We start from the raw sequence: 20906 nt of genomic DNA, 5'->3' as shown, positions 1-20906 counted from the left end.
CCACCGGGGAGTATGTCTTGAAGTATAACGACTTGCGCGAGTTCATAGCGGCGCTGGAAGCGCGCGGTGAACTCAAGCGTATCCAAGCCGAAGTCGATCCTTACCTGGAAATCACCGAAATCTGCGACCGCACACTGCGTGCCGGTGGCCCGGCACTTCTTTTTGAGAATGTGAAGGGTCACGATATGCCGCTTCTGGGCAATCTTTTCGGTACGCCCAAGCGTGTGGCGCTGGGGATGGGCCAGGAGTCGGTCGAGGCGCTGCGTGAAGTAGGCAAGCTCCTGGCGTTTCTGAAAGAGCCGGACCCGCCCAAGGGCTTGAAAGACGCCTGGGATAAGCTGCCCATCTTCAAGCAGGTGCTCAGCATGGGGCCCAAAAGCGTCAAGCGCGCCCCAGTGCAGGAAGTCGTGTATGAAGGTGACGAGGTCGACCTTGGCCTGCTGCCCATTCAGCACTGCTGGCCGGGTGACGCCGCGCCGCTGGTTACCTGGCCTCTGGTGATTACCCGAGGGCCGCATAAAAAGCGCCAGAACCTGGGTATTTACCGTCAGCAGAAGATCGGCAAGAACCGACTGATCATGCGCTGGCTCTCGCACCGTGGCGGGGCGCTGGACTTCCTCGAATTTCAGAAAGCTCACCCCGGCGAGCCGTTCCCGGTGGCCGTGGCCCTCGGTGCGGATCCAGCCACCATTCTGGCCGCCGTTACCCCGGTTCCCGATTCTCTTTCCGAGTACGCGTTTGCCGGGCTATTGCGCGGCTCGCGTACTGAGCTCGTCAAGTGCGGCCATTCAGACCTTGAAGTCCCGGCCTCTAGTGAGATCATTCTGGAAGGCTTTATCCATCCTGATGATATGGCACCGGAAGGCCCCTATGGCGACCACACCGGTTACTACAACGAGGTGGATCACTTCCCGGTCTTCACCGTCACGCGCATGACCATGCGCCGGGATGCGATCTATCACTCCACCTATACCGGAAGGCCTCCGGATGAGCCGGCGGTTCTGGGCTTGGCGCTTAACGAAGTGTTCGTGCCCATTCTCTGCAAGCAGTTCCCGGAGATCGTCGATTTCTACCTTCCCCCGGAAGGGTGCTCGTACCGCATGGCGGTCGTCACCATGAAGAAGCAGTACCCCGGGCACGCCAAGCGCGTGATGATGGGCGTATGGAGCTTTCTGCGTCAGTTCATGTACACCAAGTTCGTGATCGTGCTGGATGACGATGTGGACGCGCGCAACTGGGAAGACGTGATCTGGGCGATCACTACACGTATGGACCCGGCCCGGGATACGGTTATGGTTGAGAATACGCCTATCGATTATCTGGATTTCGCCTCCCCCGTATCAGGGCTGGGTTCCAAGATGGGTCTGGATGCGACCAATAAGTGGCCGGGAGAGACCGATCGCGAGTGGGGTACTCCCATTGTGATGGACGAAGCGGTAAAAAACCGTGTGAACGAGCGCTGGGAAGAACTGGGGATCGATATTCCGCTACCCGCCCCTCGCCATGGCGGCTGATACTGCCGCCCACGCGGATCGATTTTCTACAAAGAGGCTTTCATGAGCGCAAGGACGTTACGAGAGACTGCGACGTGCAGAACGTTGACCTGCCAGGTAACGGCCGTTGAGGATTTGAGTCCTGATGTATTTGGCGTAACGCTGGAAGGCCGCGCCGAAGCGATGGCCCATGCGCCCGGCCAGTATCTGGAACTTCAGCTGGATGAAAGCACCTGGGTGCCGTTTTCCATTGCCAGCGCCGAGAAAGGTGATGGCGTAATTGAGCTGCATATTCAGCACTGGCCTGAGCGCGATAACTCAGCGCGGCTTCGCAACTTGCTTCAAGTCGCCAATCAACTAACCCTGCGTCTGCCCAGCGGCGAGTGCGTGGTTGATCGGCAAAGCGAGCGCCCGCTGCTGCTGATTGCGGCAGGCACCGGGTTTTCACAAATGAAGGCGATCATAGAAGCTACCCTGCATGACCAGCCTGAGCGGCCAATCTCACTCTGGTGGGCCGCTCGTGAGCATCGCGATCTTTATGCCGAAAGCCTTGCTAGCGAGTGGGCACAACGCTACCCCCAGATTAGTTTCCAGGCGGTGACCGAGTTTCCCCTGACCGAGCCTCTGGCAAGTGGCGAACGCATTCACCACCACCAGGGCCGGGTAGATCTGGTGCTGGAAAAGTCGGGCCTTGCGTTCAGCGATTACGATATTTACCTCTCGGGTTCTCCGGGAATGGTATACGCCTGCCTGGACGTACTAGAAGCCAAAGGCGCCACGGCCGAGCGCGTCTTCTCGGATGTGTTCGCCTACGCACCGCGCCCTTAAACACGCTTATAGCGTTAAATGTCCTGCCTGGGGCGGGCAAGGCAACTGTTTTGCGACGAACAGTTGCCATTTGTCACGCTTGAAGGCAGGATAAAGCAACAGTTTACAAAACCATGGCACCAAACGTCACGTTTTAACGCTTATTTTCGCAGTGCCTCCGGCCTGCCAATAACCCGGAATGATATGCCAACACTTGCCTTCGCCCACACTGCTAAATGCCTGCCTCTTGCGGCGGTTAGCGTGCGCTCGCATGGTGTTGCCTATTTTGGATATTGGTTTAGCGGCGGTGTGCCCGCGGCCGACGTCTGACGTTGCGCTACCAGGCACACCCACTAGGTTGCCTGCCGAATGTCTGAACCCCGGTTGGTAGCCCAGCCGGGGTTTTTGCGTTTAGCACCCTTTGTTCAATGCCATAGACTTTATTCAACACCATCGAAACGTCATCAAGGAGCGGCACCATGACTTATCGCGCTTACCAATACGCTACTGCAACCGGCTATGTGGGCTATGGCTGGCGATTTAGCGGCGCGCGGTCGGTGCAAGCTGCCACCTCCGACCGCGCCAGCCTGGGTGGTAACGCCAGTCAACGATGTCATGCGAGTCCGGAGAATCCTTTATGAACGCCCCAGCAAGCCCAGCCCTGAATATCCAGCGTACTGTTTCTGCCACTGCCCCCACACCCAGTGCCACCACGCTGCTGCCTACACCCGCCCAGCTGCGCCAGAGTGTTTGCGTGGATGCTGCGCTCGCACAGCAGATATCTCATCAGCGCAAAGCGGTACATGACATTCTAAGCGGCCAGGACGATCGCCTGCTGGTGGTGGTCGGGCCTTGCTCGATACACGACCCGGATTCCGCGCTCGAGTACGCCGACCGTCTGGCGGTACTCAGCGAGCAAGTAAGCGAGCGGCTGCTGCCGGTGATGCGCGTCTACGTTGAAAAGCCACGCACTACGGTGGGCTGGAAAGGGCTTGCCTACGACCCGGATCTGGATGGCCGCGGCGATATGGCTAAGGGCATTACGCTATCGCGGGAATTAATGCATGCCGTGGCCGCCCGCGGCCTGTCGGTTGCCACCGAGCTTCTACAGCCCATGCTCGCGCCTTACCTGGATGATCTCTTGAGCTGGGTTGCCATCGGCGCGCGCACCACCGAGTCCCAGCTGCATCGCGAGCTGGCAAGCGATCTAGCGGCAGCAGTCGGTTTTAAGAATGCCACCAGCGGCGATGTGCAAATTGCCATTGACGCGATGCAGGCCGCCGCCCACGGCCACCAGCGCTTTGCCCAGGATGCCAACGGGCGCCCGGTGATGCAGCAGAGCGCTGGCAATCCGCACACCCACGTGGTGCTGCGCGGGGGGCATGGCGAGCCCAACTACCAGGCTTCGCACGTTCAGGCGGCTGTTAAAGCACTCACTCAGGCGGGCCAGAACCCACGGCTAATGGTCGATTGCAGCCATGCCAATGCGCGCAAGGATCACCGCCGTCAGAATGAAGTCATGCTGGATGTACTGGCCCAGCGTCAGGCGGGAAACGTCAATCTGGTTGCGCTGATGCTAGAGAGCCACTTGTTTGAGGGCAAGCAGCCGTTGAAGCCGAACGCCCTGCGCTACGGTGTTTCGGTGACCGATGCCTGTGTTAGCTGGGAGGCAACCGAGCGGTTGCTAAAAACAGCCGCAGAGCGGTTAAGCTAACGTTTAGCGGCCCAGACTTGTTTGCTTTGGTCAGCCCCGTATCATAGAGCGTTCAATTAGATGACGAGGTTGGCCATGGTTTTTACCCTCGAGCAGCATGATTCACATAGATATCGCCGCAAGGCGCGCATGATCAGCTTCGCAATGGCGGGGCAGCTGATTATTTTCGGCATGCTGTTTTCCATGCTGCTGGCATCGACCTTTGGCAGCGGCCCTTGGCTATACGCACTGGGTATATTTCTTGGGCTTCTAGCCACCAGTGCGCTATTTGCCGTGCTGCGCGAGCGTCCGTGGATGACGGAAATGCGTTATGTATGGCAATTGCGCCAGCACCTGTCGCAGATCAGCGGCTTCCTGCCCACTTTGCGTCGCGCAGTTGAAGACGATAACCGGACCGCGCTTGATATCGTCACGTTCTACCATGCGGGCGTGACGCAGCTTGCTGAGCTTAATGGCCGCACGCCACCTGGCGATGCCGCTTGGCTTGCCGAGGCGACGCGCCTTGCCGAGAAGCGAGAAGCACTTGGGCTGCAAGCTCAGGTAGATACCTTCGACTCGCAGGATCTGCACGCCTTCAAGCGAAGCTGAAGCTTTAAGCGACGTTCAGCCGCTATATAATAAACGAGAAATGTAGGGAAGAAATTGATGACACGGTTTTCAAAACCCATCTCGATAGTCGGAGCGGGTATTCTGGCAGTGGCGCTGGCAGGCTGCGCTGCCACACAAATGCCAGAGGCTACGCCTACCCAAACTACAGTGAACAGCAGCGCGCCGCTGTTTCCGTCAGTGCTGTTTGCGGGCACGGCCGAGCGCTTTCAAGGCTGGCACTGCACGCCGGCCAATCAGCACCTAGTTAGCGCTACCAATGCGCAAGACTTGCGGCTCTGGTCTCTGCATGGCGCGTGGAGGCTTCCCCAGGCTGTGGTAGCCAACGGCGCACGCTATCAGGACGGTAAAATCAGCTTCTGGAACCGCGGCGATGAAGCCCGGGTGGAGACGCCCCGCGGCCAGCTGAAATGTTCGCTGAGTGATGAGCGAGTGGCTATTACCCGTGCAGAAAAACCGGGCGTTATGTTCTGGGGGCAGGGCAATGAGCCCGGCTGGAACGTGGCGTTAGCCCATGATGCGCCGACGCTTGCTCTACAGCTCAACTATGGTGATACGCGTATCGAGCTGCCCTACATGGTCAGCGTGATGGACAACGCAGCGGGGCGGGTAGTGCTTGAAAATGCGCGCGTCGAGCCTTTCTTTCGCCTGCGCATTGAAGCGGCTGCCTGCTTTGACAGCATGAGCGGCCAGCCTTTTCCTTCCCGGGTGACGCTCACCTATGCAGACGAGCAGTACAGCGGCTGTGGGCAAGGAATCGCCCCCTAGCGCAGCGGCTAGCAGCGGTATACAAACCGCTCGACTCGCCAGTGTGATGCCACAAAATCGCTGGCACATAAGGCTGTTACGTCGCCGGTGGCACGCTCGGCAAGCCTTGAAAGGGTGGCAAGGCTTATGCCCCGAGGCGCTTCTACCGCTTCGCTTCTTGCCACCGGCACCCAGTGATTATCCTTCAGGGTGGCAAGCGTAAAGCTAAACGGGTGAAAGCCAGGGAAACCCAGGCGGATATCGGTGGCTACCAACGTTTGGCTGCCGTTAACCAGACGCACGTCGTAGCGTAGAAAGGGGCCGGTAAACCACGTCAAACGCTGGCCCAAGGGGCCTGAAAGCGCGTCCTGTTCAAGCCCTGAATTACGCCATAGCGCTTCTAGCTGGGGCAGGCGGGGCGAATCAAAAACGCTGACCAAACTCTCGTAGTAGCGGTCTTCGCCCACTATCGTGGCCCGCCAGAGCAGAATATTGAAGGGCGTTGGCTGGACGAGAAGCGGCATTTGAGTAAGCCCCTGCTCGGCAAGCGCAGGGGCCAGGCGCTGCTCCACGTTCCATTTTGCGCCTGCTGCCAGAGCTAGATAAAGGCTCGAGGCCGATAACCCCCATACGCAGTATTTGCGCACCCGCTGGGAAGCCAGACCTACGCCCAGGCCAATCAAAAGCGCCAGGGTATAAACAGGGTCGATGATAAAGATAATTGGCCATGCGGCGGGCGGTGTATCCAGCGGCCAGAAAAGTTGAGTGCCGTAGGTCGTTAGCGCATCAAGCAGCGGGTGAGTCACTAAACATAGCGTAAAAAAGCTCCACCAGCGGAGCAGGGAAATATCCCCGGCGGGCGCGAAACGCTTGCACAATACGGCCAGCAGCGTAGCAAGGCCAGTAAGAACAAATACGGAGTGGGAAAACCCGCGGTGCTCGGTCACATTGGCAATTGCATCGCCATAGTCAAGCACCACATCAAGATCAGGCAGGGTGCCTAGCAGTGCGCCAATCAGCACAGCCTTTCGCCCCAGACGACGGCCTAATACCGCTCCACCCACAGCGGCACCTAACGCAGCCTGTGTGATTGAATCCACTGGTTCCTCCTTGAAGCTCGTTAAAATTCCTTCTTAACATTTATTATAAAACGTTATTAATTTTGTGCTTGTGTGTTGCATATTCGCCAAGTGAAAAAATATTGGTAAATGAATACAGCAGGCCAAAGGCGTAATCGGGCAATTTTCTGTTCTGCGCGATATCATGCATCAAGAGTACACTGGAATCGTCATCACTGAAGGAGTAACTGCATGCAATATTTACATACGATGGTGCGCGTTAAGGATATAGACGCCTCATTGCGCTTTTACTGTGACCTGCTGGGGCTTAAAGAGGTGCGCCGCAAGGAGAGCGAAAAAGGTCGCTTTACGCTGATCTTTCTCGCTGCACCGGATGATGAAGAGCGCTCGGCGCAGTTAACCGCCCCCGAGCTTGAGCTGACCTACAACTGGGATCCTGAAGAGTACACCGGCGGGCGCAACTTTGGCCACCTGGCCTATCGGGTGGATGATATTTATGCCCTGTGCCAGAAGTTTCAGGACAACGGCGTGACCATTAATCGTCCGCCACGCGATGGCCATATGGCGTTTGTTAAATCGCCTGACGGTATTTCCATCGAGCTTTTGCAGAAAGGCGATGCGTTGCCTCCTCAGGAGCCCTGGGCTTCCATGGAAAACAGCGGCAGCTGGTAAGCAAAAGGTGAAGGATATGTTCATGAAGAGACTACGCCCACGTGCTGGCCTGCTGCCCTTGCTGGTGCTAGCCACCCTGTTACTCAGCGCGTGTAGCAGCGCGCCCGGGCCGCAGTTGAACGAAGCCTCCCAACATTCAGGGTTATCAGGCCCGATAGTGGGCCAGCGTTGGAACCTGCTGCTGGTAGGTACTGATGAGCGGCTATCGTTTGCAGAAACGCCGTTTTTCACGATCTCGCAGGATGGAACAGTAGCAGGATCTGACGGATGCAACCGCTTTACCGGCCATGTAAGCCTGGGGGAAAGCCATCGTATCGATTTTGAAGGGCTTGCAACCACGCGTATGGCCTGCCCGCAGATGGCCGACGCCAAACGGGTAACGGATATGCTGGATACCGCTTACCGTTATCTGATTGATCACGACCGGCTGGTATTCTTCGGCCCGGATAGCCGCGTTCTCGGCGGCTGGCGTAAGGCGCACTAACGCCCGGAGATTTACAGAACCTAAACCCCTCATGCCCGCTGATGCGGGCATGAGGGGTTTTTTTACGTTCTATTGGCGCAGTATCTAGTGGTGGCCTTGCAGCTTTTGAAAGGCGCTATCGAAGAAGGCAGCCATACGCTCGATCAAGCGGGTAATGTACGTGTTGCATAGAATCCATGGGAGCACTACCAGCGCGATGGCGAGTGCACCAAAGTAGACGTCGCTCACCCAATGGCCGCCCACCATGATTCGCGGCAGAGTAACAAAGATGGTAATTGCTACGGCGACCAAGGCGATCAAGCGGTCGGCGAAGCGCAGCATGAAGCTTGCAAACACCATAGCCAACAGGCCGTGGTCGCTGGGGAAGCTGTTTGCTGCTGTCGCCTTGGCATTCATGTAAGTGTAGTCGGTGAGCAGATTAGCCCCATCGTGCACGATTGTCGGGCTGGGGCGCGCCATCAGCAGGTGCACATGCAAAAGCTCGCCAAGTAATGCGCCCACCGCTGACATGATCAAGCCTATGGCCAGCCACTTCGGCCAGCTGCCGTTGCGGTCGCGCAGCATGGCAAGAAACAGCATTACTAATAGCACCCCAAACATGATCTTGTCGAAGGTGCGAGTATTGAACAGGGCCAGCACTTCTATCCAGCGCGGGTATACCGGGCTGATAAACTGGTTGAAGAAGAAAAACACATCGTCATCAAGCTTGGTCCAGAACAAAAGGGAGGGTAGCCACCAGCTTAGTATCAGGACAAGTCCTAAGAGGTTATAAAATAGAATTCGACGAATTTGCATAGTACGGCGCTCACTAGATGGTTTACATAGTGCAATATGCGCCAGTTTAAATAATTAGCCTGTTAATTAACAGTGTTTCCTAACTCGCTTGTGCCACCAATAACGTGACCCAACGTTTATAGCGGCCATAAAAACGCCCGGCTCCGCAAGGGGCCGGGCGCACTAGCGTCTATGAACCTGGGGAGGGCTTATAGTGCCTCGATCTTGGCCCGCTGCTCTTCCAGCAGTTTCTTGGCAGACTGGAACTCGGCAAGTTTACCGCGCTCTTTCTCGACAACGGCGACCGGGGCTTTGGCGATGAAGCCATCATTACCCAGCTTTTTCTCGATACCGCCAATCAGCTTATCCTGTTTTTCAATTTCTTTGGTTAAGCGGGCTAGCTCGGCATCCTTGTCGATCAGATCGGCCATGGGCACCATCACTTCCATATCACCTACCAGCTGAGTAGCTGAAAGCGGTGCGTCATTGGGGTTTTCAAGCCAGGTGGCACTTTCAAGCTTGGCAAGCTTGGCCAGGAAGTGGTGGTTTTGCTCCAGGCGCTTAACGTCTTCAGGCTGGCCCTTGGTCAGCAGCACGTCCAACGGCTTGCCGGGGGCAATGTTCATCTCTGCGCGGATATTGCGCACGGCGATAATGACGCCTTTCAGCCATTCGATATCCCGGCTGGCCTGCTCGTCGATCTTGCTCTCGTCGGCTTCGGGCCAGGCTTGAAGCATCAGCGAAGCACCTTCGCCCATAAACGTACCGGCCAGAGGCGATACGCGCTGCCAGATCTCCTCGGTAATGTAGGGCATCATCGGGTGAGCAAGGCGTAGGATGGTTTCGAGTACGCGCACTAGCGTGCGTCGCGTTCCACGCTTGGCTTCAACGGAAGCATTTTCGTCCCACAGTACCGGCTTGGAAAGCTCCAGGTACCAGTCGCAGTACTCGTTCCATACGAATTCGTAAAGCGCTTGGGATGCATGGTCAAAGCGGTACTCCTCCATCGCCTTGGTGACCTGGGCCTCGGTTTTCTGCAGCTGGGAAATAATCCAGCGATCAGCCAGCGAAAGCTCCACCTCGCTGCCCTGGCCTTGAGAAGGGATGCCGCAATCCTCGCCTTCAGCATTCATCAATACGTAGCGCGAGGCGTTCCACAGCTTGTTGCAGAAGTTGCGGTAGCCTTCCAGGCGGTTCATATCAAACTTGATATCGCGCCCGGTGGTCGCTTGCGACAGGAAGGTGAAGCGCAGCGCATCGGTGCCGTGGGGCTCGATACCGTCCTTGAACTCATCGCGGGTAGCCTTGGCGATGGCCTTGGCCTTTTGCGGCTGCATCATGTTGCCGGTGCGCTTCTCTAACAGCTCATCCAGCGTGATGCCGTCGATGAGGTCGATGGGATCCAGCACGTTGCCCTTGGACTTGGACATCTTCTGGCCCTGGCCATCGCGCACCAGACCGTGTACATACACGGTCTTGAAGGGCACCTCTCCGGTGAACTTCAGGGTCAACATGATCATCCGGGCAACCCAGAAGAAGATGATGTCGAAACCGGTGACCAGCACGCTGGTGGGGTGGAAGGTCTCAAGGTCAGGCGTCTGTTCCGGCCAGCCCAGCGTGCCGAAGGTCCAAAGACCCGAGCTGAACCAGGTATCCAGCACGTCTTCGTCCTGGGTCAGCACCAGGTCGGCATCCAGGCCATGCTTCTCGCGCGCTTCTTCTTCCGTGCGGGCAACGTAGACGTTACCTTCGGCGTCGTACCACGCCGGAATGCGATGCCCCCACCACAGCTGGCGGGAAATACACCAGTCCTGCAGGTCGCGCATCCAGGCAAAATACATGTTCTCGTAGTTCTTGGGTACGAACTGAATCTCACAATCCTCAACCGCTTTAATGGCCGGTTTGGCCAGTGACTCAACTGCCACGAACCACTGGTCGGTAAGCAATGGCTCGATCACATCGCCCGAGCGGTCGCCATAGGGCAGGGTGTTGTTGATGGCTTCCACCTGCTCCAGCAGGCCGAGAGCATCCATGTCTGCGACGATCTGCTTACGCGCTTCAAAACGGTCCAGGCCCGCGTATTTCGCGGGCAGGCTGGCATCTTCTTCCGGCTGCGGCTGGCCCTTGAGGTCGAAGATTTCCGCCGTTTCAAGAATCGTGGCGTCCTTGGAGAAGACATTGATCAGCAGATGGTTCTGGCGTTTTCCGACTTCATAGTCGTTGAAGTCGTGAGCAGGTGTAATCTTCACACAGCCCGAGCCTTTCTCCATATCGGCGTGTTCGTCAGCCACCACGGGAATGCGGCGACCTACCAGCGGCAGCTCGATAAACTTGCCGACCAGCGAGGCGTAACGTGCATCTTCTGGATTTACCGCCACACCGGTGTCGCCCAGCAGGGTTTCCGGGCGGGTAGTGGCAACCACCACGTAATCCTTGCCATCGGCGGTTTTAACGCCGTCGGCCAGCGGGTAGCGGAAATGCCAGAAGCTGCCCTGCTGCTCTTTGTTTTCCACTTCCAGATCAGAAATGGCGGTGTGCAGGGTAGGGTCCCAGTTGACCAGGCGTTTGCCGCGGTAGATCAGCTTCTCTTCGTGCAGGCGAACGAAGACTTCCTGGACCGCCTTGTAGAAGCCGTCATCCATGGTGAAGCGCTCGCGGGACCAGTCGACACTGGCACCCATGCGGCGCAGCTGGCGGGTGATATGCCCGCCGGACTCTTCCTTCCACTCCCAGATCTTGTCGGTAAACGCCTCGCGGCCGAGATCGTGGCGCGTTTTACCCTCTTCTGCGGCGACCTTGCGCTCAACCAGCATCTGGGTCGCTATCCCCGCATGGTCGGTGCCTACCTGCCAGAGCGTGTTATTACCCTGCATGCGCTTCCAGCGCGTCAGGGTATCCATGATGGTGTCCTGGAAGGCGTGGCCCATGTGCAAGCTGCCTGTCACGTTGGGCGGCGGAATCATGATGGAGAAAGGCGCGCCCTTACCCGAAGGGGCAAAGCGGTTATCAGCTTCCCAGCGCTGGTACCAGCGAGTTTCGATCTGTTCGGGTTGGTAGGTCTTTTCCATGGGGAGTTGGCTCACAACGTGCAAAAAAATGGCGACAAGTATAGCGCGATAAGCGCGAAAGCGTCAGGCCCTTGGCGAGTGATGGTTAAGGCCGCGCATAGCAATCAGACCCAATACCGGGCCCGGGAGCAGCCACCAGGTAACGGCCAGGCTCTGGCTTGACCACAAGGCGGTTACCAGCGCGATAGAGGGAATGGTTAACCCAAAACCAATGGCGTTCATCATGGCAAGCGCCGCGCCCAGCCGTTCGGGCGGGGCGTGAGCAGACGCCAGGGCCGAAAACTGCGCCGAGTCAGCAATCACGCTAACACCCCAAAGGCCCAAAAGCATCAGTAACAACCAGGGTGACAGACTGCCTAGCAGTGGATAAGCCAGGCAAAGCGCACCAGAGGTAAGCAGCGCCACAAAAGCGACATGGGCGCTGCCTGCTTTGCGGCTCCATTTTCCCGCCCACACGCAGCCTGGCAGGCCCAGGGCAATGACCACAAAGCTTAACCACGGTTGAAGGCTCGCTGATGTGCTTAACCGTTCAAGCTCGCGGGTAACTAGAAAGGGAACCAGCGCCCAGAAGGCATAAAGCTCCCAGCAGTGGCCGAAGTAGCCTAAAGCGGCTTTGCGAAACGAGCGCTGCTTGAAGGCGCTAAGCCCCGCCCAGGGGCGGCCGCTTCCGGCTTTAGCAGGCAGGTGGGACCCCACGCCTAACCGGAAAACCATCACCGCAGCAATCAGTGCCAGAAGAGAGGCCAGCAGCAACGGCCACTGCCAGGGTAGGTTTAGCGTTAAACCGCGCAGCAGGTGCGGCGAGGCGATGCCGAGGGTCAACATGCCGACAAGCCAACCCAAGGCGGCACCTGCGTGTTTGGGCGTCCAACTGACGATAAGCTTCATACCCAGCGGATAGATGCCCGCCAGGCAAAGCCCGGTGGCAAAACGGGCGGCCGCAGCCAGCGTGATGTTTTCGGCCACACCAATAAATGCCGCGTTGATTAACGCGCCGAGAACGGAGGAAATCGCAAACAGATGGCTTGCCCGCATGCGGTCGGCAAGGCCGGTGGTAGCAATCAGCAGCGTGCCGCTAATAAACCCGGCCTGAACGGCAATGGTCAAAAGCCCCAGATCGCCCTCGCTCAGCCCGACCGCTGCCTGCAGCGCAGGGCCAACACCGTTGACGCTGAACCACAGCGAGGTGCCAAACAGCTGGGCGATGACAATAACGGCCAGCGGGTAGCGGGGTAAAAAGGAGTAGGTCATCATCAAACTCTTGCACTAAGTAGTTGTTATTAACGTTTTGAACTTATGTTGGGCAATCGCTCTCTAGTCCAGCTTGTGCGGCACTACTTCTTTTATCTCACCTAGTTTTTTATCTCGCCTAGTTCCTGCTCGATCTGCTCAATACTAGGTAGATCGGTTTGCAGTTCAGCAGGTAGTGATTCCAGCAATTTGTATTCGGCAATGCCCATTGGCTGGGATTTGTCGCTTAAAGCATACTCGGCCACCACCTTGTTTTTGCTCTTGCACAGCAGCAGGCCAATGCTGGGATTATCTTGTTCACCCTTGAGCTGGCGATCAACCGCCGTGAGATAAAAGCCTAGTTGCCCCAAATGTTCTGGCTTGAACTTGCCGGTCTTCAGTTCGATTACCACATAGCAACGCAGCTTGAGGTGATAAAAGAGCAGGTCGATAAAAAACTCCTCGCCGCCCACATCCAACACTACCTGCCGCCCGACGAAGGCAAAGCCTGCACCCAGTTCTAGTAAGAACTCTGTGACATGGCGCACTAAAGCCCTCTCCACTTCACGCTCCTGCGCCTTTGCAGACAGCCCAAGAAAATCAAAGCGGTAGGGGTCTTTCAGCGACTCTCGCGCTAAATCTGATTGTGGCTTGGGCAAGCGGACTTCAAAATTGGTAACGGCAGCCCCTTGGCGTTCTAGCAAACGGGTCTCAATCTGCATTACCAGTACATTACGCGACCAGTTATGTTCAATTGCTTGGCTTGCGTACCAGCGCCGACTTTCTGTATCGGCCAGCTTGTCCAGCAGTGCCAATTGGTGATACCAAGGCAATTGTGCAAGCACTCCTTGCACAAATTTTTCGTCCGGCCATGCCTCAGCAAAAGAGCGCATATACTTGAGGTTGCGAGGTGAGAAACCCTTCATGTCAGGAAAAGCCGTGCGCAAATCATGAGCCAGCCGGTCTATTACCTTAGCACCCCAACCCTGTTCGGCCTGGCGCTGGAGAATATCCTGCCCGATCTGCCAATAAAGCAGCACCAGCTCGTGGTTGACCGCCTGTGTGGCGCGCTGCTGGGCGCTATGGATACGGCCCTTCAGCTCAGCCAGCCAGTCGGTGTAGCCTTCCGGCGGTGTTGTCAGTGACGTAGGTTTGTCGTTCATAAAGGCAGCTTATTCCGGTTAACCAAGCTTATGCGGCACCACTTCATGCCCGAGCTCTTTATAGCGCTGCCAGCAGGCGCGTTTGGCCACTAATACGTCCTGGTGTTGGTTGATGATTTCGGCGATACGCGCGTAGCGCTCAACGCCGTCAGGAATCTCGGGGTGCAGGTTTAAAAGTGCGGTCTCCTCAACAGGGATTGGCAGCTGCTGCCAACCCAGGGTGACCGGCACGCTGCTTGCCATGTCACTGTCTTCAAGGGCGTGGGGGAGATAGGCGTCTTCGCGAAAACTCCACAGGGCCTTATCGGCCTGCTCGGCCAGGACCTTGTCTTCACAGTGAAGGTGCAGGCGATAGCCCTTGCGCCAGATGGTTTCGGCCAGTTTGCAGGCGAAGGCCAGACGCGCTTGTAGGGTGGTATCGGGGAGAATATAAAAGTCGATGCGCGCCATAGCGGCTCCCGCTCTTGCAGAGTTCCAAAGCCGCCGCCATTGCTGGCGGCGGTAGGGGCATTACACCAGTTGAGTCAGCCAGCCGTGCTTGTCTTCGCTACGGCCGTACTGGACGTCGAGCAGCTTCTTGCGAATGCGCATGGCCACTTCGTTACCGCCGTCGCCGTTCAGGCGAATGCGCTCATTTTCAGTAACCAGCTCGCCCACCGGCGTAATCACCGCGGCGGTGCCGCAGGCGAACACTTCGGTGATTTCGCCGGAAGCCGCGCCTTCGCGCCATTCGTCAATGCTGATCGGGCGCTCTTCAGGCGTCAGGCCTTCATCTTTGGCAAGCGTCAGAACCGAGTTGCGGGTAACGCCTTCCAGAATGGTATCGGTGAGGCGTGGGGTGACTAAACGACCATCCTTGAAGACGAAGAACAGGTTCATGCCGCCAAGCTCCTCGATCCACTTGCTTTCAGCGGCATCAAGAAATACCACCTGGCCACAGCCGTGAGACTCGGCTTCCTTCTGGGCAGCGAGAGAGGCCGCGTAGTTACCGCCGCACTTGGCAAACCCCGTACCGCCCGCGGCTGCACGCTTGTAGTGAGAGGAGAGCCAGATGGAAACTGGGCTGATGCCGCCTTTGAAGTAGGACGCCGCCGGGGAGGCGATCACGTAGTAATCGACTTCGTGAGCCGGACGCACACCCAGGAAGGCTTCTGAAGCGATCATGAACGGTCGAAGATACAGGCTGCACTCATCGGCATCGCTTGACGGCGTGGGTACCCAGGTATGGTCTTGGGCCAGCAGTGCCTTGATGGAGCCGATGAAGTCTTCGTCAGAAAGCTCCGGCAACGCCAGACGGCGGGCGCTACGCCGGAAACGCTCGGCGTTTTTCTCAGGCCGGAAGGTCCAGACCGAACCATCAGCATGACGATAGGCCTTGATGCCTTCAAAAATTTCCTGACCATAATGCAGTACGGAGGCGGCCGGGTCGAGGGTCAGCGGGCCGTAGGGACGCACCTGATGGCCGTGCCAGTCGGCGTCGATCGTCCAGCGGACATTGACCATATGGTCGGTGAAGTATTTACCAAACCCTGGGTTGGCCAGAATGTTGTCACGGATACTGTCAGCCGTCGGCTGATTGGACGGCAGGATTTCAAATGATGTAGAGCTAGTGGGCACGGCGTGTTTTCTCCGCTAGAGCCAGGCCCCGAAGGGCGAATGTAAGCATATCGTCAGGAGTAGCGTGTGCCATAAAGGAGTGGCACACGCTAATACTCTCAAGTTTAAATACTCTCAGGTTTAACGGTTGTCGTCTTGAAAGGCAACCATCAAGCACTCAATCAGGTCATTAATTGACGCTGGTTTCTACCTGGGCGTCAGCTTCACGGTCCAGGAGGTATTGTGTCAGCAGGCCGACCGGTCGGCCGGTCGCGCCTTTCTGCTTGCCTGAATGCCAGGCGGTACCAGCGATATCCAGATGCGCCCAGGGGAAGTGATCGGCAAAGCGCGACAAAAAGCAGGCCGCGGTAATCGTACCCGCCGGGCGTCCACCGATATTGGCCAGATCCGCAAAGTTGGATTCCAATTGCTCCTGATACTCATCCCAAAGGGGCAAGTGCCAGGCGCGATCCCAGGCCGCTTCGCCCGCTTCTAATAAATCGAGCGCCAGGTCGTCGTCATTGGAGAGCAGGCCGGTCGCGTGGTGGCCCAGGCCAACAATGACCGCACCAGTGAGCGTTGCGATATCTACAACGCTTGCCGGCTTGAAGCGCTCGGCGTAGGTCAATGCATCACACAGCACCAGGCGGCCTTCGGCATCGGTATTCAATACTTCAACCGTCAGGCCCTTGAGCGTTTTAATGATATCGCCCGGTTTTGTCGCCAGGCCGTCCGGCATATTTTCTGCGGCGGCGACAATGAAGACCAGGTTGAGCTTGGGCTTGATAGCCAACATTGCTTTCACGGTGCCAAACACGCTGGCCGCACCGCACATGTCGAACTTCATTTCGTCCATGCCTTCGCCGGGTTTCAGCGAAATGCCGCCGGTATCAAAGGTGATGCCCTTGCCCACCAATACGTGGGGCGCCTCTTCACGCTCCGCCGCGCCGTTGTACTTCATGACAATCAGACGGGTGGGCTCGTTACTGCCCCGGCCCACGGACAACAAGGAACCTGCGCCCAACGCTCCCAGGGCCTCTTCGTCGAGAATTTCGACCTCTAGCGCGCCGTTAGATGCCCGGCCCAACTCTTCGGCCTGTTCGGCAAGGTAGCGCGGCGTGCACACATTGCCCGGCAGGTTGCCCAGCGTGCGGGTGTAGTTAATGCCTTGGCCGATAGCAGCGCCAATGCGGGCGCCCTGCTTGGCAAGCGTGGCATTTTCAGGCTCGCAAAAAAGCGTGAGCGCTTTAAGACTCGCTAAAGGTGCGGGCTGCGACTTAAACTGATCAAAGCGATAGACCGCGCGCTCAGCGGCTTCCAGCACCTTGCGGGCTTTCCAGCTGCTGTCGCGGCTTTCAAGGGGAACATCATTAAACGCGATGCTTGCTTCATCCACCGACAGCTTGGCAAGTGCTGTCATGGCCGCGTCCAGGCCTTTTAAAAAGGCGGCTTCCTGGCACTTTTCGCGCTCACCGAGGCCTACTAATAAAAGCCGCTCGGCACACAGGCCAGGCGCAAAAGGAATCATCTGCACATTACCAAGGGCGGCGTCGAAATCGCCACGCTCAAGCAATTGGCAGATTAAACGCTCGCTGGCGTCGTCCAGGCTGGCTGCCGTGGGCAGTAAGTGACTACCTTTAAAAAGGGGGATGACGAGACAAGCCGTTTCGGCTTTGGCCGGATTGGCGGTCTGAACGGAAAATTCCATGACGTCTCCAACAAGACAAGCATCGAGGGATTCGGGATAATGCCCCGTACTGAGTGTTCGTTTAGTGTACCCAAGCCATGCGTGCATTGCATGGCATCCTGCATGATTAGCCGGAGAGGGCGTTGATTTTATTTCGGTACTTAACTCGCGAAGTGTTACTCACCATGTCGGCGGTCGCCGGCATTTTGCTGCTGGTCATCATGGGCAGTCGTTTTATCCGCTACTTTTCAGATGCGGCAGAGGGCGATTTTCCGGTCACCATTCTAGGCAGCCTGATGATGTTTCACCTGCCGGGCTTTATGGAGCTGGTGCTACCGCTGGCGTTTTTCCTGGGGATTTTGCTGGCTTATGGCCAGCTCTATATGAACAGCGAAATCACCGTAATGGTCGCCTGCGGCATGAGCCCGCTGCGCCTTTTACGGGTCACGCTGCTGCCTGCCTCTATTGTGGCGGTATTAGTCGCCCTTTGCAGCCTGTGGCTAACCCCGGCCGGGGCGTTGCAGACCGCCGCCACCCTTGAGGAGCAGCGCAGCCGGCTGGATGTTTCAGTGCTGGCGCCAGGGCGGTTTCAGGATTTCGGTGGTGGGCGGACGGCCTATATCAGCGATTTCAGTAGCGATGGCACTGAGATGCAAGAGGTGCTGGTTCATGAGCAGCCCGGTCCTGAAAGCCCGCATAGCTTCGTGACACGGGCGGGCTCCGGGTATCAGGAAACCCGCGTCGAAACGGGCAGCCGCTTTCTGGTGCTGGAAAATGGCGAGCGCTACGGCGTAATGCCGGGGCAAAACGATGCCCAACGGTTGACCTTTGAGCGCTATACCATGCGCCTTGGCCTAAGCCGCAGCCTTCAGGAGCTTGATTCGCTCGAGTACGCCACAACGCAGGAGCTGTGGCACGACCCTAACCCGCGCGCCCAAGCGCAGTTTCAGTGGCGAACCGGGCTTCCGCTAATGGTCTTTATTCTGGCCTTGCTTGCTCAGCCGCTCTCCCGGGTGAACCCGCGTCAGGGTCGGTTTGGCAAGTTGCTGCCCGCCATCTTTCTGTACGTTGCCTATTTGAGTCTGCTGCTGGCGGCGGTGGACGCCATTGGCAGTGGCAGTCTGCCAACAGTGATAGGTGTCTGGCCGGTTCATCTCCTGTTTCTGGGATTAGGGCTGCTGCTTTTATGGCGCTCACAGCGTAAGGGGATGCGTTAATGTTGACACTGGCCGACCGCCTGGATCGTTATATTGCCCGCAACGTTCTGGGTGCGATTATTATTGTTCAGTTTGTCCTGCTAGGCCTGGATATCACCATTGCCTACATTGGTGAGTTAAGTAAAGTACAAGAGGGCTATTCGGCGCTGGATGTACTGTTTTATTTGCTGATGCGCATGCCGTGGCGGTTTTATCAGTACGCCCCCGTGGCAGTATTGATTGGCGCGCTGATTGGCTTGGGCAGCATGGCCTCCAGTAACGAGCTTACCGTCATGCGCGCCGCCGGGCGCTCGCTTGCGCGCATTGTATGGGGCGTGATGAAGCCGGTGCTGGTCGTGGTGGTGGTTGTACTGTTGGTCGCCGAGTTTGTAAGCCCACGTACCGAGCAGTTTGCCGAAGCGTGGCGCCTTGAACAGCGCCAGGGTGAAAACGCCCAGCCCGCCAGCCGCAGCGGCTGGCAGTTTGAAGGTGACAGCGTTTACCGGTTTGGCGCCATTCGTGCTGACGATGTGGTGCTTGACCTGACCCGCTACCGGTTTGACGAGCGCCGTCTGGTGGAAGCTACTCACGCTTCGCGCGCGCACTGGGAAGAGGGCGCCTGGCGGCTTGAAAACATTACCACCACGCGCATCTATGATGACTATACCGAATCAGATACTCAGGAAAGCGCCTTCTGGGAAACGCATATTACCCCTACCCAGCTCGAGCGCCTGCTGCGTGATATCGAAAGCCAGGCGCCCAGCGAACTGTGGGCCTATGCCAACTACCTTCAGGCCCAGGGGTTGACGGCAGATCGACCGCTTCTCTACTTCTGGCAGAAAATGCTGATGCCGCTCACCATGGGCTCACTGGTACTGATCGCCGCCTCTTTCGTATTTGGTCCGCTGCGTACCGTGGCGGCGGGCACGCGAGTGTTTTACGGCGTAATCACAGGACTTACGTTTAAATATATTCAGGATCTGCTGGCTCCGGCCTCCACCATTTTTGGTTTTTCCCCTGTATGGGCGGTGCTTGTACCTACACTTGTGTGTGTCTTTGTGGGTGTATACTTCCTGCGCCGCAATGGCTAGTCACGTAACTGCCGGTTTAGGGCGCCGCCTGGGCGCCTTGCTCTATGATGGCGTACTGATACTGGCGCTCTGGTTGGTGATTACCACGCTGCATTTAGTGTTTTTCCAACAGGTGCTGGGTCGGCCAGCCCAAGCTGTATGGGCTTCTGCGTTGGGGGTGTGGAGCCTGCGCGGTTTACTGGTGGTGGCTACTACACTTTTCTTCTGCTTTTTCTGGCGTCGCGCCGGGATGACGCTGGGCATGCAGGCCTGGCGGCTTCAGGTGCAAACGCTCAACGGCCAACCCCTCTCCCTTAAACAGTGCCTGATGCGCTGCGCCACTGGCTGGCTCTGTCTGGCGGCTTTAGGTCTTGGCTACTGGTGGGTGATTGTTGATCGCCAGCGCCGTAGCTGGCCGGATATGGCCTCTCATACCCGTACTGTTTTACTGCCTAAGCGTTAATCTATATATCAACATTTGAGAAAGTAACGGATAAGTAGTTGTATTGGTTGGGCTGCTTATTAGGTGAAAGGCAATCACTGCTATTAGGCATCATTTTTTACTTGATAAAATGTATGCGAATCATTTACATTCACCTCATGTAATTTATGAGGTGTCGCCATGTACGTTTGTGTGTGCAAGGGAGTAACCGATCATCAGATACGCCAGCAGGTGAGCGACGGAGCGCGCAGCTGGCGAGAAGTGCGTGAAGCCACCGGCTGTGCCACCCAGTGCGGCAAGTGCGCCTGCTTTGCCAAATCGCTGACCAAAGAAGCGCTTCAAGAAGTGCGTATGGAAGCTGACATGAGTCTCGCTTACGCTGTGTGACGCGAATCACTCTTGTTAGGGTTATCGTTAGCAAATAACTGATTTATTTGAATTTTTCTTTGCCTTCTCTATACTCTCAGAAAACTGGGAGTATGCCTTTGTATGGCCTATACTCCTTCATTAACGTAACTGCTTGATTGGTCAGATTAACTGTCAGCATTGCAGCGAGAAAGGTGACGTCATGAAAGGTGATCCCCAGGTAATCCAGCATCTCAATAAGGCCTTGGGCAACGAGCTTATTGCCATCAACCAGTACTTTTTGCATGCCAAAATGTACAAGGATTGGGGCTTGAAAGCGCTCGCCAAGTGGGAATACGACGAGTCCATTGAAGAGATGCAGCACGCTGACAAGCTGATCGAGCGTATTCTGTTTCTTGAAGGCATTCCCAACCTGCAGGATCTGGGTAAGCTGCACATTGGTGAAAACGTTAAAGAAATGCTGGAAAGTGATCTGCGCATCGAGCATGACGGCCGCAATGATTACATTGTAGCGATTACCTATTGCGAGAGCGTGAAAGACTACGTTACGCGTGATTTGCTGCGCGATCTGCTCGCCGATGAAGAGGATCACATCGATCATATCGAGACCGAGTTGAAGCTGATCGAGCAGGTAGGCATCCAGAACTACATGCTGCGCCAGATGCAGATGGCAGGCGATCATGAGTAGGCGCGCCGCTTAAAAGCCGCTCAT

20 protein-coding genes are annotated in these 20906 nt (G+C 56.9%); 12 read left to right on the top strand and 8 right to left on the bottom strand.

Going from position 1 to position 20906, the window contains the following annotated elements; translation table 11 throughout:
- Nucleotides 1-17 precede the first annotated feature (17 nt).
- From ubiD to ELY25_RS07890, 5 genes are all read left to right on the top strand, one after another.
- Nucleotides 18-1514 carry a 4-hydroxy-3-polyprenylbenzoate decarboxylase gene (gene ubiD / locus ELY25_RS07910; RefSeq protein ID WP_126950724.1) on the top strand — a complete coding sequence of 499 codons (1497 nt, stop codon included), beginning with the start codon at nt 18-20 and terminating at the stop codon, nt 1512-1514.
- Nucleotides 1515-1556: 42 nt separating this feature from the next.
- The gene (locus ELY25_RS07905) at nt 1557-2321 is read left to right on the top strand and encodes an NAD(P)H-flavin reductase (protein ID WP_126950723.1); all 765 of its coding nucleotides are present in this window, start codon (nt 1557-1559) and stop codon (nt 2319-2321) included.
- A gap of 616 nt (nt 2322-2937) precedes the next feature.
- Nucleotides 2938-4014 (top strand): 3-deoxy-7-phosphoheptulonate synthase, encoded by a 1077-nt coding sequence (locus ELY25_RS07900; protein WP_126950722.1) that lies wholly within the window; start codon nt 2938-2940, stop codon nt 4012-4014.
- Between the two features lie 75 nt (nt 4015-4089).
- A complete protein-coding gene (locus ELY25_RS07895) occupies nt 4090-4602 on the top strand; it encodes a DUF3087 family protein (RefSeq protein WP_126950721.1) in 513 nt (170 codons plus the stop codon).
- A 57-nt stretch (nt 4603-4659) separates the two neighbouring features.
- Nucleotides 4660-5388: an MliC family protein gene (locus ELY25_RS07890; protein WP_126950720.1), complete on the top strand. Its 729-nt coding sequence runs from the start codon at nt 4660-4662 to the stop codon at nt 5386-5388.
- Between the two features lie 8 nt (nt 5389-5396).
- Here the strand turns inward: ELY25_RS07890 and ELY25_RS07885 are convergent, their stop codons facing one another.
- Complete coding sequence (locus ELY25_RS07885) at nt 5397-6467, bottom strand: metal-dependent hydrolase (RefSeq protein ID WP_126950719.1); 1071 nt, start codon at nt 6465-6467, stop codon at nt 5397-5399.
- A 210-nt stretch (nt 6468-6677) separates the two neighbouring features.
- On the opposite strand from ELY25_RS07885, the gene gloA reads away from it, so the two are divergent.
- Entirely contained in the window at nt 6678-7118 is a 441-nt protein-coding gene (gloA, locus tag ELY25_RS07880; protein WP_126950718.1) for a lactoylglutathione lyase, read from the top strand.
- A gap of 16 nt (nt 7119-7134) precedes the next feature.
- Complete coding sequence (locus tag ELY25_RS07875; protein ID WP_126950717.1) at nt 7135-7602, top strand: META domain-containing protein; 468 nt, start codon at nt 7135-7137, stop codon at nt 7600-7602.
- 84 nt (nt 7603-7686) lie between these two features.
- Here ELY25_RS07875 and ELY25_RS07870 read toward each other — a convergent pair whose 3' ends face one another.
- The 7 genes from ELY25_RS07870 to ELY25_RS07840 form a co-directional block, all read right to left on the bottom strand.
- Complete coding sequence (locus tag ELY25_RS07870) at nt 7687-8397, bottom strand: phosphatase PAP2 family protein (protein WP_126950716.1); 711 nt, start codon at nt 8395-8397, stop codon at nt 7687-7689.
- A 188-nt stretch (nt 8398-8585) separates the two neighbouring features.
- Nucleotides 8586-11444, bottom strand: coding sequence for a valine--tRNA ligase (locus tag ELY25_RS07865; RefSeq protein WP_126950715.1), 2859 nt, complete (start codon nt 11442-11444; stop codon nt 8586-8588).
- A gap of 63 nt (nt 11445-11507) precedes the next feature.
- Nucleotides 11508-12698 carry an MFS transporter gene (locus ELY25_RS07860; protein ID WP_126950714.1) on the bottom strand — a complete coding sequence of 397 codons (1191 nt, stop codon included), beginning with the start codon at nt 12696-12698 and terminating at the stop codon, nt 11508-11510.
- A 98-nt stretch (nt 12699-12796) separates the two neighbouring features.
- Complete coding sequence (locus ELY25_RS07855; RefSeq protein WP_126950713.1) at nt 12797-13837, bottom strand: PDDEXK nuclease domain-containing protein; 1041 nt, start codon at nt 13835-13837, stop codon at nt 12797-12799.
- 18 nt (nt 13838-13855) lie between these two features.
- Entirely contained in the window at nt 13856-14287 is a 432-nt protein-coding gene (locus tag ELY25_RS07850) for a DNA polymerase III subunit chi (RefSeq protein WP_126950712.1), read from the bottom strand.
- A 60-nt stretch (nt 14288-14347) separates the two neighbouring features.
- The gene (locus ELY25_RS07845) at nt 14348-15454 is read right to left on the bottom strand and encodes a branched-chain amino acid aminotransferase (protein ID WP_126950711.1); all 1107 of its coding nucleotides are present in this window, start codon (nt 15452-15454) and stop codon (nt 14348-14350) included.
- A 169-nt stretch (nt 15455-15623) separates the two neighbouring features.
- Nucleotides 15624-17141, bottom strand: coding sequence for a leucyl aminopeptidase (locus tag ELY25_RS07840; RefSeq protein ID WP_126950710.1), 1518 nt, complete (start codon nt 17139-17141; stop codon nt 15624-15626).
- Nucleotides 17142-17263: 122 nt separating this feature from the next.
- On the opposite strand from ELY25_RS07840, the gene lptF reads away from it, so the two are divergent.
- The 5 genes from lptF (at nt 17264) to bfr (ending at nt 20882) form a co-directional block, all read left to right on the top strand.
- Nucleotides 17264-18337, top strand: a complete 1074-nt coding sequence (gene lptF / locus ELY25_RS07835) for an LPS export ABC transporter permease LptF (protein WP_126950709.1) — start codon at nt 17264-17266, stop codon at nt 18335-18337.
- Nucleotides 18337-19407, top strand: coding sequence for an LPS export ABC transporter permease LptG (gene lptG, locus ELY25_RS07830; RefSeq protein WP_126950708.1), 1071 nt, complete (start codon nt 18337-18339; stop codon nt 19405-19407). The genes lptF and lptG overlap by 1 nt, the downstream gene beginning before the upstream one ends.
- Nucleotides 19400-19849, top strand: coding sequence for an RDD family protein (locus ELY25_RS07825; protein ID WP_126950707.1), 450 nt, complete (start codon nt 19400-19402; stop codon nt 19847-19849). The genes lptG and ELY25_RS07825 overlap by 8 nt, the downstream gene beginning before the upstream one ends.
- Before the next feature lie 159 nt (nt 19850-20008).
- Complete coding sequence (locus ELY25_RS07820) at nt 20009-20215, top strand: bacterioferritin-associated ferredoxin (protein WP_126950706.1); 207 nt, start codon at nt 20009-20011, stop codon at nt 20213-20215.
- A gap of 181 nt (nt 20216-20396) precedes the next feature.
- Nucleotides 20397-20882 carry a bacterioferritin gene (bfr, locus tag ELY25_RS07815; protein WP_126950705.1) on the top strand — a complete coding sequence of 162 codons (486 nt, stop codon included), beginning with the start codon at nt 20397-20399 and terminating at the stop codon, nt 20880-20882.
- The last annotated feature ends 24 nt before the right edge of the window (nt 20883-20906 follow it).

Origin of the sequence: Vreelandella populi (assembly GCF_003989825.1) — a bacterium.
In the GTDB taxonomy this organism is placed as follows: Bacteria; Pseudomonadota; Gammaproteobacteria; order Pseudomonadales; family Halomonadaceae; genus Vreelandella; species Vreelandella populi.
Note: the sequence above shows the minus strand (reverse complement) of the source record. Positions and strands in the feature narration are given on the sequence as shown.

Coding starts and splice junctions, on each gene's coding strand:
- ELY25_RS07875 (WP_126950717.1), top strand. CDS start 7,135: ATGTTCATGAAGAGACTACGCCCACGTGCTGGCCTGCTGCCCTTGCTG.
- ELY25_RS07825 (WP_126950707.1), top strand. CDS start 19,400: ATGGCTAGTCACGTAACTGCCGGTTTAGGGCGCCGCCTGGGCGCCTTG.
- ELY25_RS07840 (WP_126950710.1), bottom strand. CDS start 17,141: ATGGAATTTTCCGTTCAGACCGCCAATCCGGCCAAAGCCGAAACGGCT.
- ELY25_RS07870 (WP_126950716.1), bottom strand. CDS start 8,397: ATGCAAATTCGTCGAATTCTATTTTATAACCTCTTAGGACTTGTCCTG.
- ELY25_RS07820 (WP_126950706.1), top strand. CDS start 20,009: ATGTACGTTTGTGTGTGCAAGGGAGTAACCGATCATCAGATACGCCAG.
- ELY25_RS07865 (WP_126950715.1), bottom strand. CDS start 11,444: ATGGAAAAGACCTACCAACCCGAACAGATCGAAACTCGCTGGTACCAG.
- ELY25_RS07860 (WP_126950714.1), bottom strand. CDS start 12,698: ATGATGACCTACTCCTTTTTACCCCGCTACCCGCTGGCCGTTATTGTC.
- ELY25_RS07890 (WP_126950720.1), top strand. CDS start 4,660: ATGACACGGTTTTCAAAACCCATCTCGATAGTCGGAGCGGGTATTCTG.
- bfr (WP_126950705.1), top strand. CDS start 20,397: ATGAAAGGTGATCCCCAGGTAATCCAGCATCTCAATAAGGCCTTGGGC.
- ELY25_RS07850 (WP_126950712.1), bottom strand. CDS start 14,287: ATGGCGCGCATCGACTTTTATATTCTCCCCGATACCACCCTACAAGCG.
- gloA (WP_126950718.1), top strand. CDS start 6,678: ATGCAATATTTACATACGATGGTGCGCGTTAAGGATATAGACGCCTCA.
- ELY25_RS07895 (WP_126950721.1), top strand. CDS start 4,090: ATGGTTTTTACCCTCGAGCAGCATGATTCACATAGATATCGCCGCAAG.
- ELY25_RS07900 (WP_126950722.1), top strand. CDS start 2,938: ATGAACGCCCCAGCAAGCCCAGCCCTGAATATCCAGCGTACTGTTTCT.
- ELY25_RS07905 (WP_126950723.1), top strand. CDS start 1,557: ATGAGCGCAAGGACGTTACGAGAGACTGCGACGTGCAGAACGTTGACC.
- ELY25_RS07855 (WP_126950713.1), bottom strand. CDS start 13,837: ATGAACGACAAACCTACGTCACTGACAACACCGCCGGAAGGCTACACC.
- lptG (WP_126950708.1), top strand. CDS start 18,337: ATGTTGACACTGGCCGACCGCCTGGATCGTTATATTGCCCGCAACGTT.